Annotated in this window: 17 protein-coding genes; 13 read left to right on the forward strand and 4 right to left on the reverse strand. The window is 34.5% G+C overall.

Annotated elements, in window-relative coordinates:
* Position 1: 1 nt before the first annotated feature.
* From hemH to BUA46_RS06490, 3 genes are all read right to left on the reverse strand, one after another.
* The gene (gene hemH / locus BUA46_RS06485) at positions 2–1036 is read right to left on the reverse strand and encodes a ferrochelatase (RefSeq protein ID WP_019388398.1); all 1035 of its coding nucleotides are present in this window, start codon (positions 1034–1036) and stop codon (positions 2–4) included.
* A gap of 179 nt (positions 1037–1215) precedes the next feature.
* On the reverse strand, positions 1216–1368 hold the full coding sequence (locus BUA46_RS15110; RefSeq protein ID WP_019388397.1) for a hypothetical protein: 153 nt from the start codon (positions 1366–1368) through the stop codon (positions 1216–1218).
* 51 nt (positions 1369–1419) lie between these two features.
* The gene (locus BUA46_RS06490; RefSeq protein ID WP_019388396.1) at positions 1420–2319 is read right to left on the reverse strand and encodes a helix-turn-helix transcriptional regulator; all 900 of its coding nucleotides are present in this window, start codon (positions 2317–2319) and stop codon (positions 1420–1422) included.
* A 188-nt stretch (positions 2320–2507) separates the two neighbouring features.
* Between BUA46_RS06490 and hemA the strand changes: the two genes are divergently transcribed.
* From hemA to BUA46_RS06555, 13 genes are all read left to right on the forward strand, one after another.
* Positions 2508–3770, forward strand: a complete 1263-nt coding sequence (hemA, locus tag BUA46_RS06495) for a glutamyl-tRNA reductase (RefSeq protein WP_026010117.1) — start codon at positions 2508–2510, stop codon at positions 3768–3770.
* A complete protein-coding gene (hemC, locus tag BUA46_RS06500; protein WP_019388394.1) occupies positions 3763–5337 on the forward strand; it encodes a hydroxymethylbilane synthase in 1575 nt (524 codons plus the stop codon). The genes hemA and hemC overlap by 8 nt, the downstream gene beginning before the upstream one ends.
* A 92-nt stretch (positions 5338–5429) precedes the next feature.
* A complete protein-coding gene (locus BUA46_RS06505; RefSeq protein ID WP_019388393.1) occupies positions 5430–5786 on the forward strand; it encodes a four helix bundle protein in 357 nt (118 codons plus the stop codon).
* Positions 5787–5830: 44 nt separating this feature from the next.
* Entirely contained in the window at positions 5831–6859 is a 1029-nt protein-coding gene (hemE, locus tag BUA46_RS06510) for a uroporphyrinogen decarboxylase (protein WP_026010116.1), read from the forward strand.
* A gap of 131 nt (positions 6860–6990) precedes the next feature.
* Complete coding sequence (locus BUA46_RS06515; RefSeq protein WP_019388391.1) at positions 6991–7749, forward strand: EI24 domain-containing protein; 759 nt, start codon at positions 6991–6993, stop codon at positions 7747–7749.
* Positions 7739–8281 carry a GNAT family N-acetyltransferase gene (locus BUA46_RS06520; RefSeq protein ID WP_019388390.1) on the forward strand — a complete coding sequence of 181 codons (543 nt, stop codon included), beginning with the start codon at positions 7739–7741 and terminating at the stop codon, positions 8279–8281. The genes BUA46_RS06515 and BUA46_RS06520 overlap by 11 nt, the downstream gene beginning before the upstream one ends.
* 3 nt (positions 8282–8284) lie before the next feature.
* A complete protein-coding gene (gene hemF / locus BUA46_RS06525) occupies positions 8285–9187 on the forward strand; it encodes an oxygen-dependent coproporphyrinogen oxidase (RefSeq protein ID WP_019388389.1) in 903 nt (300 codons plus the stop codon).
* A 53-nt stretch (positions 9188–9240) separates the two neighbouring features.
* Positions 9241–10230 carry a porphobilinogen synthase gene (gene hemB / locus BUA46_RS06530; RefSeq protein WP_019388388.1) on the forward strand — a complete coding sequence of 330 codons (990 nt, stop codon included), beginning with the start codon at positions 9241–9243 and terminating at the stop codon, positions 10228–10230.
* Positions 10231–10415: 185 nt separating this feature from the next.
* Positions 10416–11525: a CNNM domain-containing protein gene (locus BUA46_RS06535; protein ID WP_019388387.1), complete on the forward strand. Its 1110-nt coding sequence runs from the start codon at positions 10416–10418 to the stop codon at positions 11523–11525.
* A gap of 12 nt (positions 11526–11537) precedes the next feature.
* Positions 11538–12011 carry a methylated-DNA--[protein]-cysteine S-methyltransferase gene (locus BUA46_RS06540; RefSeq protein ID WP_019388386.1) on the forward strand — a complete coding sequence of 158 codons (474 nt, stop codon included), beginning with the start codon at positions 11538–11540 and terminating at the stop codon, positions 12009–12011.
* Complete coding sequence (locus tag BUA46_RS06545) at positions 12012–12533, forward strand: DUF4442 domain-containing protein (protein WP_019388385.1); 522 nt, start codon at positions 12012–12014, stop codon at positions 12531–12533. It begins immediately after the preceding gene.
* Positions 12534–12592: 59 nt separating this feature from the next.
* Positions 12593–13750: a serine hydrolase domain-containing protein gene (locus BUA46_RS06550; RefSeq protein ID WP_019388384.1), complete on the forward strand. Its 1158-nt coding sequence runs from the start codon at positions 12593–12595 to the stop codon at positions 13748–13750.
* Positions 13751–13897: 147 nt separating this feature from the next.
* Positions 13898–14611, forward strand: coding sequence for a 3'-5' exonuclease (locus tag BUA46_RS06555; RefSeq protein WP_019388383.1), 714 nt, complete (start codon positions 13898–13900; stop codon positions 14609–14611).
* Between the two features lie 49 nt (positions 14612–14660).
* Here BUA46_RS06555 and BUA46_RS06560 read toward each other — a convergent pair.
* Positions 14661–16067, reverse strand: a 1407-nt coding sequence (locus BUA46_RS06560) for an immunoglobulin-like domain-containing protein (RefSeq protein ID WP_178313107.1), incomplete at its 5' end; no start/stop codon positions are given.

Genomic DNA, 16067 nt, shown 5'->3' on the forward strand with positions numbered 1-16067 from the left:
TTTAGCCGGCTATTTCTGGTTTTTTTACCCAATTGTTTATCCAATTGGATAGGAGATCTACAAATTCTTGATCGTCGTTTAAACAGGGAATGGTTGTAAATGATTTACCGCCAACTTCATGAAATATTTCTTCGCCTTCCATAGCAATTTCTTCTAACGTTTCTAGACAATCGCTTACGAATGCCGGAGTTACAATAGCCATGTTTTTTATGCCTTGTTTACCTAAACGCTCAATGGTTCTATCGGTATATGGTTGCAACCAAGGATCGAATCCTAATCGAGATTGGAAAGATGTGGAATAAGTTCCTTCTTGTAATTGTAATTTTTCGGCAACCAATCTAGTAACTTCTAAACATTGATGCCTATAGCAAAACTCGTGTGCTTTACTAGGTGTTACACAACAGCTACCGTCTATTTTACAATGCGATTTGGTAACGTCGCTTTTTCGAATATGACGTTCTGGAACGCCGTGATAAGAAAATAATAAATGCTCGTAGTTTTTACCTTCTAAATGTCCTTTTATGGAGTTTGAAAGTACTTCGATATAATCTGGTTTGTTATAAAACGCGGGAACCGATTCTATTTTTAAGTTAGGAAAAAATTCTTGTCGTAACTCTTCGGCTAACACTGTAATAGTTTCGGTTGTTGCCATGGCAAACTGTGGATATAGCGGAAAGAGCAACACCTCTTCTACACCTTTATCTACTAACTCTTGAAGCCCTTTTTTAATGGTCATACTACCATAACGCATGGCTAAAGCTACAGGTTGCTCAACCTGTTGTTGTATTTTATTTTGAAGACGTTCTGAAAGCACAATTAGGGGAGAACCTTCGTCCCACCAGATTTTTTTATAAGCAGCAGCCGATTGTTTTGGGCGTGTGTTTAAAATAATGCCTTTTACAAGTGCTGTTCTCGCTACTAATGGAATATCGATAACACGCTCGTCCATTAAAAATTCGCCTAAATATTTTTTGACATCTTTTGGGTCTGGACTGTCTGGAGAGCCCAGATTCACAAGTAGAATTCCTTTTTTCATCTGTTAATTTTCAATTTTTTAAGATGAGATGTAATTCGCCTTGTCACAATTTGGTAAGTTTCCATGCTGCTGTTATGACTCATTTCATTTCTTTTTTATAGCCTTGCAAAAATACGATAGATATTGCAATCTTTAAATCTTGTAAAACATATTCTTCAAGATTTATTGGCTTTAGTGGTTTATTTTGAGCTTTTTGGCTGTTGATATAATTCTGGACGTGCTTCGTTATAATCGCAATCTTGAAAGATGCCACATGACACATTTGTTCTAGCCAACGATTTTCCTTGAATGTTTTTAGATAAGGCTTCTATCTCTGGAGTTAAATATTTCATATTCGTGTAAATTTATCAATTTGTAATTACATGTTGTCATTCCTTACATGATTAGTTTAGCGACATCACATATTTTTTAGGCGTTGTACCATACTTCTTTTTAAAGGCAGCTATAAAATGACTCGATGTGCTATAGCCTACTTTTAGTCCAACTTCGTTAACATTATCGTTGCCTGCTTCTAAAAGTTTTCTGGCCAATTCCATTTTATAGTCGAATAAAAAACTAAAAACCGAATCGCCATAAATTTGTTTAAAACCTTCTTTCAGTTTTTTTAAGCTTAACCCTATTTCGTCTGCTAACTCCTGAAGGCTTGGTGGTTCTGCCATTCTTGAAATGATAATATCTTTGGCTTTTCTAATCTTAATAACATTGGTTTCATCCACTAAAAACGGACATTGCTCAACGTCTGCCTCTTCACTTCTATTAAAATATAAACTTAAAAGCTCGTAGGCTTTACCTTTAAAATAAAGCTGTTTTATAGATGCATTTAAGTTATAGTTTATGAGCTGATTAAGCACAATGGCCATAGAGGGCGAAATGACACCATCTTTATAATACTTTTTATCCTTATTATCTTCACTTAAAAACGTGATATAATCGGCCTCTTGAGAAAATAATCCATGGAATTTTTTTATAGAAATTAGGATGGTAACAATCCAAGAGTTAGGCTCTACTTGAAGGTCTATTGGTAATTCGCGTTGCGGATTATAAAGCAGTAACGAATTTTCTTCATGAATATCTAAGGTATATCGCCCTTGATTGAAAACAAATTTACTTGACCCTTTGATACAGAAATGAAATTGCAAAAAACTGCTATCTATTTCTTTTGCAAGACTTTGCGTGATGCTTTCATCGTTCTTAAATGCGAGAATTAAAAATCCGTCTTCAATTTTTGTTTCTTCAAAAGAACTTTTAGCGACACTTTCTACTTGTTTATAATCTGAATTCATTTGTATTTATTTAGATTGGTTCTAAATAAAATCATTAAAACCTATTGAATACACTACAAAAATATGATATTTATCATGTTTTTCATCAATTTGATGTTAAAAAACCACAAACGACACTAAAAGTTCTTCTAGCGTTACTTTTTCTTATTGCAACCACATATTTTTGCTTGACAATTTCAGGTATAGCAATGCATAAGTATAATATTAGTAAAAGCAGTTCCTTTTACGCTATTGGTTTAAGTTATAAAAAAGCCGATGCAGATATAAGAGGGCGATTTAGTTTGGATGATGAATCTAAACTGGCATTGCTTAATCAAGCTAAAGATAATGATATTGAAAGCTTGGTGGTTACTTCTACCTGTAATCGTACCGAAATTTACGGTTTTGCGCAACATCCATTTCAACTTATTCAACTCCTTTGTGAAAACACACGAGGCACAGTTGAAGAATTTCAAAAAGTGGCTTACGTATTTAAAAATAAAGATGCGATTTCGCATATGTTTCGCGTAGGATCTGGATTAGATAGTCAAATTCTTGGCGATTTTGAAATTATCAGTCAGCTTAAAACAAGTGCGAAACTATCAAGAAAATTTGGCTTACTGAATCATTTTTCAGAGCGACTTGTTAATGCCGTGATTCAAGCCAGTAAGCGTATTAAAACAGAAACCAATATATCATCTGGTGCAACTTCGGTTTCTTTTGCTTCAGTGCAGTATATTTTAAATACTATTCAAGACGTTTCTAAAAAGAATATCTTGCTCTTCGGAACAGGTAAAATAGGTAGAAATACATGTGAAAATTTGGTAAAACATACCAAAAACGAGCACATCACCTTAATTAACAGAACAAAAGACAAGGCAGAACAAATTGCAGGTAAATTTAATTTACTGGTTAAGGATTATGCCAATTTACAAGAAGAAATCACATCTTCAGATATTTTGATTGTAGCAACTGGCGCGCAGCGACCAACAATTGACAAGCACATTATTCAAAGCAACAAACCGCTTTTAATTTTAGACTTATCAATTCCTAAAAACGTTGATTCAAATGTTGAAGAATTGGAACATGTATCGCTAATTCATCTAGATTATTTGTCGAAAATTACCGATCAAACTTTAGAAGCTCGTAAGGCTCATATTCCTTCAGCCGAAGCTATTATAGAAGAAATAAAAGGCGAATTTAATGGTTGGTTAGAGACAAGAAAGTTTGCGCCTACCATAAAAGCTTTAAAACATAAACTATCAGATTTTGCTACTGCAGAACTAGATTCTCAACGTAAAAAAATTAACGATTTTAACGAGGAACAAGCCGAATTAATTAGCAAAAACATCATTCAAAAAATAACAAATCACTTTGCACATCATCTTAAAGATGACAATATTTCAACCGACGAAAGTCTTGAATTGATTAAAAAAGTGTTTCAGTTAGAACCTTCAACAAAAAATGTCTAAAACCATAAGAATTGGTACGCGCGATAGTGAATTAGCACTATGGCAAGCCAACATTGTAAAAAAATTACTCGAAGAAGCTGGTCATCAAACCGAATTAGTACCTGTAAAATCTACTGGTGATTTGGTTCTAGATAAACCACTCTACGAATTAGGCATCACAGGCATTTTTACCAGAACTTTAGATATCGCCATGTTAAATCATGATATTGATATTGCCGTACATTCTTTAAAAGATGTGCCTACAGTTTTACCAAATGGCATTGTCCAAGCTGCGGTTTTGAAACGTGGTAATGTAAACGACACACTGGTTTTTAAAGATAACGAAGAGTTTTTAGGAGCAAAAGAAGCGGTAATTGCCACGGGGAGCTTACGCAGGCGCGCACAATGGTTAAACCGTTTCCCCACACATACCATTACGGACTTACGTGGTAATGTTAATTCACGTTTACAAAAACTAAAAGACAATAACTGGAACGGAGCCATATTTGCTGCTGCAGGTATTGGTCGTATAGGTTTAAGACCCGAAGAGGCAATTAATTTAGACTGGATGATTCCAGCTCCTGCGCAAGGTGCTATAATGATTACTGCTCTGGAAGAAGATGAATTTGTTAAAACAGCTTGTGCCGAATTAAACCATGAAGAAACTGAAATTTGCACTACCATTGAGCGCGAATTTTTAAATAAATTAGAAGGCGGTTGTACCGCTCCTATTGGCGCTTTAGCTTACATTAAAGATGAAGAAATAAACTTTAAAGGTGTTTTACTTAGTCCAGATGGCACCAAAAAAATAGATGTGACTCGCGTTAAAAAACTAGGTGAGCATCATGATATGGCGCAATATTGTGCCGATTTTATAATCGAGCGCGGAGGAAAACGCTTGATGGATAAAATCAAGAATTCAGATAGAAAAACCAATGTGTTTTCTACTAAAAAGTTAACCGAAGATCAGCGCTTATTATTTCATGAAAAGGTGATTGCTGAAAGTAGTGATTTTATTAAAATCAATATTAACAGAATTCATCCGCGTTTCTTAAAAAACGAAATTCAGAACGTTATTATAACGAGTAAAAATGCAGTTGAATCCTTAACCACAAATTATTCGGCATCAGAATTACAATTTAAAAATATATACTGTGTTGGTAGACGTACAAAGCGCCTTATTGAAAATAAAATAGGTAAAGTTAAGCATGCTGAAAAGAACGCCAAAAAACTAGCTGAGTATTTAGTTGAATACATGGAAGGTACTGAAACTACCTATTTTTGCAGCGACTTAAGATTAGACGATTTACCAACTATTTTATCTGAAAATCATATAAAAGTAACTGAAGTTGAAGCTTATAGTACGAAATATGATGGCGTTAAAATAGACGATTCAGTGGAAGGTGTTATGTTCTACAGTCCATCAACAGTAGAAAGTTTTGTAAAAAGTAACCATGATGAAGTCATTGCCTTTTGTATTGGCGAAACAACTGCTAAAGAAGCAAAAAAGCACTTTAACGATGTGCGCGTTGCCAAAGTGCCAACTGTAGAAAGTGTTATTGAGTTGGTTAATGAGTATTATATTTGATAGCCTTTCGCCATTAGCCGTTAGCTCATGGCACTGCTATTATGAATAAAAAATGCTAAAAGCTAAAGACAGATAGTCTACTGCTAGATAAAATGAGAGATTTTAGAAAACTTGATATTTGGAAAAACGGAATTGAGCTTGTAAAGCAAGTATATCAATTATCAAAAAAATTTCCCTCTGAAGAAAAATTTGGTTTAAGGAGTCAAATAACAAGAGCATCGATTTCAGTTCCGTCTAATATTGCAGAAGGATGCAGTAGAAATAGCGAAGTAGAATTTAAACGGTTTCTCGAAATTGCGATAGGTTCGCTTTTTGAAGTAGAAACCCAGTTAATTATTGCTCAAGAATTAAAATTTATAGAAGAAAAAGAACTCGAAACTATTTTCACTTTAATTCAATTAGAAGCAAGAATGATAAATAGTTTAATTAACAAAATTAAAAACAGTTAATGTCTTTTAGCAAACAGCTAGGAGCCAAAAGCCAAAAGCTAAATATGAAGAACGATTTATTCTTAAGAGCGTTAAAAGGCGAAACCGTAGACCGTCCTCCAGTTTGGATGATGCGTCAAGCTGGTCGTTACCTTCCAGAATTCATGGAAATAAAAGCGAAATACGACTTTTTTACGCGTTGTCAAACTCCTGAATTGGCGAGTGAAATTACGGTTCAACCAATTCGCAGATATGGTATGGATGCCGCTATTTTGTTTAGTGATATATTGGTTATTCCGCAAGCCATGAATATTGAGGTGCAAATGAAACCCAATTTTGGTCCATATTTGCCAAACCCAATTCGTTCCCAAAAAGATGTTGATAATGTTATTGTTCCAGATGTTACTCAAGCATTAGATTACGTTTATCAAGCCATAAAAGCTACCAAAGAAAAACTTAACGACGAGATTCCGTTGATAGGTTTCGCAGGTTCTCCATGGACTATTTTATGCTATTGCGTACAAGGACAAGGCAGTAAAAATTTCGATAAAGCCAAAGAATTTTGTTTTACAAATCCTGTTGCGGCGCATCAATTATTACAAAAAATAACAGACACTACTATAGCTTATCTTAAGGACAAAGTGAAAGCAGGATGTAACGCAGTGCAAGTTTTTGATTCTTGGGGAGGCATGCTCTCACCGGTAGATTATCAAGAATTTTCATGGCAATATATTCAACAAATTATCGATGCATTAAAAGACGATGCTCCAGTAATCGCATTTGGAAAAGGCTGTTGGTTTGCACTGGGCGAAATGGCAAAATCTGGTGCTTCGGCGTTAGGTGTAGATTGGACATGTTCTGCAAGAAACGCGCGTTATTTAACCGGTGGAAACATTACGCTACAAGGTAATTTCGACCCTACACGTTTATTTTCACCACCTTCAGAAATCAAAAAAATGGTACACCAAATGATTAACGAGTTTGGTAAAGATAAATACATAGTAAACCTTGGTCATGGTATTTTACCTAACATTCCGTTAGATCATGCTAAGGCATTTATTGATGCTGTAAAAGAATATAAGAGCCCCTCTTAATCTCCCCGAAGGGAAGAAACTCTTACTCAATTGAATAATTTGTAAAAAAAAATTAAATTGGGAACGAAAGTTAAATAATAAACACGAATCTAATCCCCTCTCCTTATGGAGAGGGCTAGGGAGAGGCTTCTATGATAACAAACATCATTTCAGGTATAAAAGCATACTTCGGTGCTTTCAGCTTAGTTTCAAAACTCAAACTTTGGAAATATTTTGCTATTCCTATGCTCATCAGTTTTGTAACTGCCATTGCCGTTTTTGGTTCAGCTTACGCATTATCAGATAATATTGGAAATTTCATTGCCAAAATCTGGATTTGGGATTGGGGGAAAGAAACCTTTTCTTCTATTAGCAATGTTATAGGTGGATTAATCATCATAGTTATCGGTTTAATCCTTTTCAAACACATCATAATGGCATTATCTGCACCTTTTATGAGTCCCGTATCCGAAAAAATAGAAGCTCATTTTACAGGCAATGTTCCGCATACCCATAGAAACACATCTTTTATGCAACAACTCTGGCGAGGTATTAAAATAAATGGCAGAAACCTCATTATGGAATTGCTTTTAACCATTCCTATCTTGTTATTAAAATTTATTCCGGTAGTCAATATATTTTCAACCATATTGTTGTTTTTGGTTCAAGCTTATTATGCTGGTTTCGGTAATATAGATTACACTTTAGAACGCCATTTTCAATATAAAGAGAGCCTACAATTTGTGCGTAATCATCGTGGTTTAGCCATAGGTAATGGCATAGTTTTTATTCTTTTTTTATTAATTCCTGTAATAGGAGTTATTTTAGTGCTACCGTTATCGGTTACCGCAGCATCAATCAAAACGGTTGAAGCCCTTCAAATTAAAAAAAACTCTGTTAATGCAGCTTAATTTTGATTCATACTGCATATCTCCTATTCAACCTAAAGACGGATGGAAAATTTGCAATTTTGTTGTTGCTAATGAAGACCGATTAAAACGCTACTTTCCTAAAACTTTAGAACAAAATCTAACTCCCGATTTAGCAAATATATTTGTAGCTAAAAAAGTAAAACAATTTGAAAATAAGGGTGAGTTTCTATTCACGCTAAAAACGAACGATTCCAATCAACTGGTGGGATTAATTTATATAAAAAAACTAAATTGGACCAAAAAGGAGGGTGAATTTGCTTACTGTATTGGGTACGAATATGAAGGTAAAGGCATCACTACCAAAGCCATAAAAATATTATCAAATCACGCTTTTGATACTTTAAATTTAAAAACGCTTCAAATTATAGTTCACCCAAGCAATAAACCAAGCATTAAAGTAGCGGAAAACTGTAACTTCACCTGGATAAAAACATTAGAAAAAGAACATACCCCTCCAGGAGAGAAGCCTTTAGATATGGAATTATATGAATTGTATAATGAAATGGAGTAACCAATGAAAGATAAGTTCTATCAATACATACAGAATCTGCAAAATACAATCACTTCTAAGCTAGAAGCTATAGATGGTAAAGCCAAATTTCAAGAAGACATTTGGAAACGACCAGAAGGTGGCGGCGGGCGCACTCGCGTTATTGAAAATGGTCAGGTTTTTGAAAAAGGTGGTGTCAATATTTCTGGTGTTCATGGAAAATTACCAAAATCAATGCAAGCTTATTTTAACGTTGGGGATGTCGATTTTTTCGCATGCGGACTAAGTTTAGTTTTGCATCCAGAAAATCCAATGGTGCCAACCGTTCATGCCAACTGGCGCTATTTTGAAATGTATAATGACGCTGGAGATATTATTGATAGTTGGTTTGGTGGCGGGCAAGATTTAACGCCTTATTATTTGTTTGAAGAAGACGCGATTCACTTTCATAAAACCTGTAAAACAGCATGTGATAAGCATAACAAGGAGTTTTATCAAACGTATAAAAAACGTTGCGATGAATATTTTTACAACGCTCACAGAAATGAAGGCAGAGGCATTGGTGGTTTGTTTTTCGATTATTGCAAAACTTCAGAACAGATGTCTATGGAAAATTGGTATAACTTTGTAACCGAAGTTGGAGATAGTTTCCTTGATGCTTATGCTCCTATTGTTGAAAAGCGTAAAAATTTACCATACACCAAAACACAACGTAGTTGGCAAGAAATTCGTCGCGGACGCTACGTAGAATTTAATTTAGTACACGATAAAGGCACGCTTTTCGGACTTAAAACGAACGGGCGAATTGAAAGTATTTTAATGAGTTTACCACCGCATGTACAATGGGTGTATGACCATTATCCAGAGGCTGGAAGTGACGAAGAAAAATTAATTAACGTTCTAAAAAATCCCGTTGATTGGGTTTAATAAAAACTAAATGTCAGGTTGAGCGCAGTCGAAACCTATCAAAATAAAAAACCATGTTCCCACTTAGAAGAAACCGAAGATTAAGAACCAACGAAGCCATTCGTAGTTTGGTTCGAGAAACCATAATAACACCAAACGATTTTTTAGTGCCACTTTTTATTGTTGAAGGTAAAGGTGTTAAGGATGAAATTCCATCGATGCCAAATTACTACCGTTACAGTCTAGATTTACTGGAAAATGAAGTGAGGGAACTTTGGAAATTGGGCTTAAAATCGGTATTGCTTTTTGTAAAAGTACCCGATAATTTGAAAGATAATAAAGGTACCGAAGCCTTGAACCCAAACGGATTGATGCAACGTGCTATTAAAACTGTTAAAAATGCATGTCCAGATATGTTGGTGATGACTGATGTGGCACTAGACCCTTATTCTGCTTACGGACACGATGGTATTATTGAAAACGGACAAATAATCAACGATGAAACTGCCGAAGTATTAGCAGAAATGAGTATTTCTCATGCGCAAGCTGGTGCCGATTTTGTTGCGCCTAGTGATATGATGGACGGACGCATCCTTACCATCCGTGAAGCACTAGAAGATGAAGGCTTCATCAACACCGGAATTATGAGTTATTCGGCAAAATATGCCTCGGCATTTTACGGTCCGTTTCGTGATGCTCTGGATTCTGCCCCTGTGGACTTAATTGATATTCCGAAGGACAAAAAAACCTATCAAATGGATTACGCCAACCGTTTTGAAGCGATTCGAGAAACCGAAATGGATATAGACGAAGGTGCAGATATTGTTATGGTAAAACCAGGTTTGTGCTATTTAGATATTGTGCGTGAAATAAAAAACGAAGTTGATGTTCCTGTTGCGGTTTACCAAGTTTCTGGTGAATATGCGATGCTAAAAGCAGCCGCTGAAAAAGGTTGGTTAGAACACGACGCTGTTATGATGGAACAAGTAACTGCCATAAAAAGAGCAGGAGCCGATATCATTGCTTCATATTTTGCTAAAGATGTTGTGAAATTGATTTCGTAACTTTCATTTATCAATGATATGCTTTGTTTTAACCTGCCTAATTCAAACCGAAGATATTGGTCTTTTTGAGATTATAAGTGCTTTTATTTAAGTAAACACAAATTACTGCTGCTATTTTAAACTGCCACAAAAGATTAATACCATTTCTCGTTTGAAATTAGTATTTTCGAGTTTTAATACATGTTATGGGATTACTACTATTTTACGCTTTTATTTCCGTTTTTTTTTCATTTTTATGCTCAATTTTAGAGGCTGTACTTTTAAGTGTTACACCTACTTTTATTAACGTAAAAAAGCAAGAAGGCAAAGAATATGCATCCAATTTAGAAGCTTTAAAAAAAGATGTAGATAGACCTTTAATTGCAATTCTTACATTAAATACTATTGCACACACCGTAGGCGCTATATTGGTTGGTGTACAAGCCAAAGTGGCTTATGTAGAAAGTTACGGCGCCCAAACTAGTACGATTTTAGGAATTAAATTTACTGAAGATTTAATGGTTGGTGTGGTTTCGTCTGTGATGACAGTTTTGATTTTAGTCGCTTCAGAAATAGTTCCGAAAACTATTGGCGCAACCTATTGGAAAAAGCTTGCCAACTTTACTTCAAAAGCATTAAATGTATTGATTTTCCCTTTAAAATGGACAGGGCTTTTATGGTTGCTTCAACTTACTACAAAACTTATTGGCGGTAAAGGGCACGGTAGTGTATTAAGTCGTGAAGGGTTTTTAGTCATGGCAGACATGGCTCATGAAGAAGGTGTTTTTCAAGAAAATGAAAGTAAAATTATAAAAAACTTACTCACCTTTAAAGAGGTTTTTGCAAAAGATGTGATGACACCTAGAACGGTTATGAAAGCTGAAAATCAAAATACTACAGTTGAAGATTTTTTTAAATGGAATTTAAACATTCGATTTTCAAGAATTCCAATATATAAAGATGACCCCGATAATATTGTTGGACTGGTATTAAAAGATGAAATTTTTAAAGAAATGGCTCTAGATAATAATAAGAAAAAATTATCTGAGCTTAAACGCGATATTATTATAGTTAATAGAGATCTACCCATTCCAACTCTTTTTGAAAAATTAGTGGAAAGCCGAAACCATATGGCTTTAGTAGTTGATGAATACGGTAGTGTAAGTGGATTAGTAACTATGGAAGATGTTATTGAAACTTTACTTGGTTTGGAAATTATGGATGAAAGTGATAACGTTTCAGACCTTCAACTTTTAGCAAGAAAAAGCTGGAAAACACGCGCCAAAAAATTAGGTATTATTGATGAAGAAGAATAATACATCGTGTTAATGGAAACTTGTATCATTAATACTCCTTTAGGTTTTACCAAAATTATTGGTGATGCAGATGGTATTTCTTCTGTAACTGTTCTGAATTCAGAAGAAAAAATAACAGATATAATTCCTGATAACTTAGAAGATTGTGTCATACAACTCAACGAATATTTTGAAGGTAATCGCAAACAATTCATTTTAAAATTAAATCCACAAGGCACCGATTTCCAAAAAAAAGTATGGAACGAACTAGAACAAATTCCTTTTGGCAAAACAACGTCTTATCTAAAACTATCAAAGCAATTGGGCGATGTTAAAGCCATACGAGCTGTGGCCAATGCCAATGGAAAAAACCCTATTTGGATTATTATTCCATGTCATCGTGTTATTGGTAGCGACGGTAGTCTAACCGGATATGCCGGCGGGTTGCATCGCAAGCAGTGGTTATTAGAGCATGAAAGCCCTTATAAGCAACAAACACTTTTTTAAATGTACAGAACATTATCGCATATTGCTAAACGCTTTTTTTCTGAAGCTCAAATTTATAAATATGGGTTTAATTTGTCTCCTATGTATAAAAGATCAACTGGTAAAATCGTTGAAGTATCGCAAGATCTGCATCATGTAAAAGTTAAAATTCCAATAAGCTATAAAAATAGAAATTATGTAGGGTCAATTTTTGGTGGGAGCTTATTCTCAGCAACCGATCCAATTTACATGATTCAATTATTAAACATTTTAGGAGACAATTATGTAGTTTGGGATAAAGAAGCCACGATTAAGTACAAAAAACCAGCGAAAGAAGACGTATTTTGCGATTTTACTTTTTCTACAGATGAAATTGAAACTATAAAAATAGAGGTAAAACAACATGGAAAGTTTAATATCGTAAAAGAAACGAATATTATAAATAAACGTACGCAAGTTATTGCAGAACTAACCAAAACTATTTATGTTGCCAATAAAAGTTATTACAGAGAAAGACGTCAACAGAAAGCACGCTCTAATTAAATTTCTTCAGTACAGTATATTAATTTTATTATCTTTAGTTTCTACTTTAAACTAAACGAATGAAATTCTTAAAAAAGCTCCTAAAGTGGTTAGTCATTTTAATCGGGCTACTAGTCATTGGCCTGTACCTTACCGATACAGATTATCTTATAAAGGCCGTAAGAACCATCTATCTAAAAGGCTATACAACTGCATTTTTAGAAGATTACAAATCTTTTGATAATCGAGTTATTGAAAATGGCACACCTCAACCATGGCCAAATCATAAAAACTACAATTCGGCTACAGAGACCAAACGATTAGACTCTATTAATACAGCCAATGGAACTATTGCCTATGTTATTATAAAACAAGATAGTATTTGGTTTGAAAATTATTATGACGGGTTTAATGAAAACTCTCAAACTAATTCTTTTTCTATGGCTAAGAGTTACGTTTCTGGGCTTATGGGGAAAGCGATAATGGAAGGCCATATTAAAAGTTTAGACCAACCTGTTAGTGATTTTATACCTGAATTTAGCGAAGGATTAGCGGCAAAAATGACTGTAGGTCACTTATCAAGTATGGCTTCTGGTACCACTTGGGACGAGCGTTATTACTCCCCTTTTTCGATAGTAACACGTGCTTATTTTGATGATGATTTAGAAAAAGTTATGCTAGGACTTAAAGTTTCTGAAGAACCAGGACAACGCTTTAAATACTCTAGTGGCGATACCCAAATGCTTGCCATGGTTATAGAACGAGCAACTGGCAAAAAGTTATATAATTATTTATCTGAAAGTTTCTGGAAACCATTAGGTTCAGTAAACCCAACTCTTTGGCAGGTAGATAGCGAGGATCACGATTTGGTAAAAGCTTATTGTTGTATAGCAAGTAATGCTAAAGATTTTGCGCGTTTTGGCAAACTATATAAAGACCATGGCAAATGGAATGGACAGCAAATTTTAGATTCTACTTTCGTTGCTAAATCTTTGAAACCAGTTTATGAAGGCGGCGATGTCTACGGCTATGGTTGGTGGCTAAAATCTATTGGAACCAAAGACTTTTTTATGATGCGCGGGCACTTAGGTCAATATGTAATTGTTGAACCAAATGATAATATTATTATTGTTAGATTAGGACATTCAAAAGGAAATAATAAAAAAGTTGGTCAATTTACTCAAGATATCAGTTTATATATAGAAGAAGCTTATAACATTTTGAACATCACATTATAAAACATATATTTTACCAAAAAGATTATTTGAAATAATAATATTTCAGGCTTTTTATTAAATTTCTATAAATTCAATAAAACTTGTCTTATATATCAGGATTAAAGAAAGTAAATACTTACTTTAGTGTTTTGCTTTTATTTGAGAATTATGATAAATAAACTCAACCTAGAACACATTTTATTTTTAGATATTGAAACTGTCCCAGAAGTTCAACATTTTTCTGATTTAGATCAAACCAAACAAGTACTTTGGGAACACAAATCGAAGTATCAACGGAAAGACGATTTTACTGCTGAAGAATTTTACGATCGCGCAGGAATATGGGCAGAATTTGGTAAAATTATTTGTATATCCGTTGGGTATTTTACGTTTCAAGGTGATTTAAGAACGTTTAGAGTTACTTCTTTTTACGGCGACGAAATTACCATTCTAAAAGATTTTAAAAACTTACTCATTTCTCATTTTAGTGAAACAAAGCATCTGCTCTGTGCCCATAATGGAAAAGAATTTGATTTCCCTTACATCGCAAGACGCATGATAATTCATAACATAGAATTACCTTATAAACTCAATTTATTTGGAAAAAAACCATGGGAAGTACCTCATTTAGATACTTTAGAACTCTGGAAATTTGGTGATTTTAAAACCTATACATCTTTAAAACTACTTACCAATGTTTTAGGTATTCCATCACCTAAGGATGATATTGATGGCAGCGAGGTTTATCGTGTCTATTACGAAGAAAAAGAAATTGACCGAATTATTACCTATTGCGAAAAAGACACGGTTGCTGTAGCTCAAATTTTTCTGCGTTTAAGAGGCGATTCCATTTTAATGCATGATGAAATTAAACATATATAAAAGGTCCGAAAATAATTTCCGGACCTTTTAATTGATTTAATTATTTGAGTTAGTCTTTAATAAATCGTTTCATCATTTTGTCAGCACCTTCGGTTACTTCAATAAAATACATACCTTCTTCTAATTGGTCTACAATTATTTCTTTTGAAGTTTTACCTGTACTTACAATTTGTCCCAGTGCATTAATAATTCTAAAGGACATGGTTCCTCCTTTAGATGTTTTAATGTTTAATATGTCTCCTTTAACGGGGTTTGGGTAAACTTTAAGAACATTATTAACTATCACATTTTCTGTTACATCAAGAACTTTTTTAGGTTCGTTAGTTTTAAATAATGCAGCATTACCACCTCTTCCTATAATTACTACCTGATCAATGTAAATTTGATCATTATTTCCTGAAGCATCGCAAATCAGCCTAAATTGAGCATTACTTGAAAGATTAAATTGAGAAACGCTAAGAGTTACTATAAAATTATCAAATGCATTATTTACAAAATCAGTTCCTCTAGCCCACGTTCGGACGGTTACAAAACCTGAACCATCATTATATTGTAACCAAAAATCTTCACCTACTTCCATACTTACTGCATAGAAGTAAAAATTAAATTCGACTTCATTAAATGACGACAAATTAAAACTAGGAGAGGTCATAGATGAAGCAGTACCAGAATTATCTCTTATACGAATTGAGTATGAATTTTCGTAAGAACGTGCGGCATCTGCTCTTCTCGCACAATCACTACCACCATCAATCCAACCATCCCATCCAGTTTCAAAATAACCTTCGTGTATTATGACATCTGTTGGAACATTAACTACACTCACTGTTCTTGTAACTTCAATTGCTGCATTTCCCGATGTATCATTTACATTATAGGTGACTATGTAAGTCCCCTCTGCATTCGTGTTAACTGTATCACCCCCGATAACAATACTGGCCGTAATATCGCCATCTAAATCATCAGTAGCGGTTGCTCCTTGTTCAGTGTAAACATCGCCGACATTTAAATCGATTGACGAAGCACCGTTTAAGGTAATTACTGGTGCTGTGGTGTCTGGAATGACATTAACTGTTCTTACCACCTGTGTTGCTGAATTTCCTGCGGCGTCACTAACATCATAAGTTACTAAATACGTGCCTGCGGTGTTAGTATCCACAACATCGCCTGCTATAACAATACTGGCGGTAATATCGCCATCTAAATCATCGGTGGCTGTGGCTCCTTGTTCGATGTAATTTGCACCAACATTTAAATCGATTGTCGAAGCTCCGTTTAAGGTAATTACTGGTGCTGTGGTGTCTGGAATGACATTAACTGTTCTTACCACCTGTGTGGCTGGGTTTCCTGCGGCATCACTAACATCGTAAGTTACTAAATAGGTTCCTGCCGTATTGGTATCTACAACATCGCCCCCGATAACAATACTGGCTGTTATATCGCCATCTAAATCATC

It is taken from the genome of Algibacter luteus (genome assembly GCF_900141715.1).
Taxonomy (GTDB): Bacteria; Bacteroidota; Bacteroidia; order Flavobacteriales; family Flavobacteriaceae; genus Arenitalea; species Arenitalea lutea.

Bases quoted from the DNA above. Each gene is read 5' to 3' on its own strand.
- hemB (WP_019388388.1), top strand. From the start codon at position 9,241: ATGTTCCCACTTAGAAGAAACCGAAGATTAAGAACCAACGAAGCCATT.
- BUA46_RS15110 (WP_019388397.1), bottom strand. From the start codon at position 1,368: ATGAAATATTTAACTCCAGAGATAGAAGCCTTATCTAAAAACATTCAA.
- BUA46_RS06520 (WP_019388390.1), top strand. From the start codon at position 7,739: ATGCAGCTTAATTTTGATTCATACTGCATATCTCCTATTCAACCTAAA.
- BUA46_RS06555 (WP_019388383.1), top strand. From the start codon at position 13,898: ATGATAAATAAACTCAACCTAGAACACATTTTATTTTTAGATATTGAA.
- hemE (WP_026010116.1), top strand. From the start codon at position 5,831: ATGAAGAACGATTTATTCTTAAGAGCGTTAAAAGGCGAAACCGTAGAC.
- BUA46_RS06505 (WP_019388393.1), top strand. From the start codon at position 5,430: ATGAGAGATTTTAGAAAACTTGATATTTGGAAAAACGGAATTGAGCTT.
- hemA (WP_026010117.1), top strand. From the start codon at position 2,508: ATGCATAAGTATAATATTAGTAAAAGCAGTTCCTTTTACGCTATTGGT.
- BUA46_RS06550 (WP_019388384.1), top strand. From the start codon at position 12,593: ATGAAATTCTTAAAAAAGCTCCTAAAGTGGTTAGTCATTTTAATCGGG.
- BUA46_RS06535 (WP_019388387.1), top strand. From the start codon at position 10,416: ATGGGATTACTACTATTTTACGCTTTTATTTCCGTTTTTTTTTCATTT.
- hemF (WP_019388389.1), top strand. From the start codon at position 8,285: ATGAAAGATAAGTTCTATCAATACATACAGAATCTGCAAAATACAATC.
- hemC (WP_019388394.1), top strand. From the start codon at position 3,763: ATGTCTAAAACCATAAGAATTGGTACGCGCGATAGTGAATTAGCACTA.
- BUA46_RS06545 (WP_019388385.1), top strand. From the start codon at position 12,012: ATGTACAGAACATTATCGCATATTGCTAAACGCTTTTTTTCTGAAGCT.
- BUA46_RS06515 (WP_019388391.1), top strand. From the start codon at position 6,991: ATGATAACAAACATCATTTCAGGTATAAAAGCATACTTCGGTGCTTTC.
- BUA46_RS06490 (WP_019388396.1), bottom strand. From the start codon at position 2,319: ATGAATTCAGATTATAAACAAGTAGAAAGTGTCGCTAAAAGTTCTTTT.
- BUA46_RS06540 (WP_019388386.1), top strand. From the start codon at position 11,538: ATGGAAACTTGTATCATTAATACTCCTTTAGGTTTTACCAAAATTATT.
- hemH (WP_019388398.1), bottom strand. From the start codon at position 1,036: ATGAAAAAAGGAATTCTACTTGTGAATCTGGGCTCTCCAGACAGTCCA.